1 protein-coding gene is annotated in these 1,486 nt (G+C 77.5%); it reads right to left on the bottom strand.

What is annotated here, in order from left to right:
* Nucleotides 1-1,486 (bottom strand): hypothetical protein (locus tag E1291_RS43015; protein ID WP_207401271.1); only part of this gene is annotated, 1,486 nt, incomplete at both ends.

The raw sequence follows: 1,486 nt of genomic DNA, 5'->3' as shown, positions 1-1,486 counted from the left end.
GCCGCGCTGCCGACCGCGAGCGCCCGCGTCCCGCCGGCCGCCACCGCCGACACGGTGTGGTCGCGGTGCACCGCGCCCGGCACCTTCGCCAGGTCGACCGGCACCTCGGCGCCGGTGCGGCCGAGCACCGTCAGCAGCGCGTTGACGTCGCCGGCGTCGTTCTGCGAGCCGACCACGACGCTCTGCCCGCCCGCGAGCGCGTACGCCCGCACCTCGCGGCCCGGCTGCGCGGGCACGCTGCCCGCGTCCTGCCATCGGGCGCCGTTCGCGCTGCGCGAGACGAGCACGTCGCGGCCCCGCACGACGATCGCGGCGAAGCCCTGCGCGTCGCCGACCACCGCGCCGATCCGCTGGTAGCCGGTCGCCCGGACCTTGCCTGCCTGCCGCCACGACGAGCCGTCCCTGGAGGTGAACGCCTGGCCGTACTCGCCCTTGATCTCGCGGACGGCGACGAACCCGGCCGGGCCGCCGCCGACCATCAGGCCGCGGGTGCCCTTGGGGGCGGGGACGTCGGAGTCGGTCCAGGTGCGGCCGCCGTCCTGCGAGCGCCACAGCTTGCGGAACCGCGCGGGCTTGTTCGGCTCGGGCGCGTGGATGCCCTCCATGAGCAGCGTGTTCCCGAGCCCGGTCGCGGTGACCAGCGAGATCTGGCCCTTGCGGATCGGCAGGGCCAGCTGGTCGCCGGTCCTGAGCTGCCAGGCGCGGCCGTTCGCGGACGTCCACACGGCGGGCACGCTGTCGCTGAAGTCGCCCTTGCGGGAGCTGTCGCCGAGCGCCAGGAACCCGCTCCCGGCCGCGACGACCTTCGTGACGCGGGTGCCGCCGCCGAACGGGAGGGCCGCCTCGTCGGGCAGGCGCTCCCAGCTCCGGCCGTCCCGGCTGGTCCACAGCACGGCGCCGCCGGGACGCGAGCCGACCGCGACCCAGCCGTGGTCGGAGCCGGCGACGGCCTGGGGGACCTCGTCGGGCGCGGGCTCGCCGCCGTCCACGCCCTTCACCGGCGCGGACCTGAACGTCCTGGCGCCGTCGCCGGACACCAGGAACTGGCCGCGCGACCCGGACGAGTCGGACTCCCCGCCGACCGTGACGACGGTCGTGCCCAGCGCGGCGACGTCGCTGAGGCGCTGGTCGCGGCCGTCGGCGTTGCCGGAGCCGGCCGCGGCGAACACCGACCCGGCGAGCACGGCGCTGCCCTTCCCGCCGCCCCCGCTTTCGTCATCGCCCCCCATGAAGAGGACGTAGCCGCCCGCGGCGACGACCGCGGCGATCGCGAGCCCCGCCACGCCGATGAGGACGGGCTTCGCGCCGCGTCCCCCGCCCGGCCTCTTGCCCTTGGGCTGCTTGCCCTTCTTCTTGGGCTCGGTGAGCCACGGCTCGTCCGGCGCGGCCGGCGGTGCGGCGGCGAGCGGCGCCCCGCCGCTCGCCGACGGACGCGGCGAGGCGCCGGGGACGTCCTGCGCGAACGGGAACGGCTCGGCGGCGGACG

Source organism: Actinomadura roseirufa (assembly GCF_900659635.1).
Lineage (GTDB): Bacteria > Actinomycetota > Actinomycetes > Streptosporangiales > Streptosporangiaceae > Spirillospora > Spirillospora roseirufa.
Note: the sequence above shows the minus strand (reverse complement) of the source record. Positions and strands in the feature narration are given on the sequence as shown.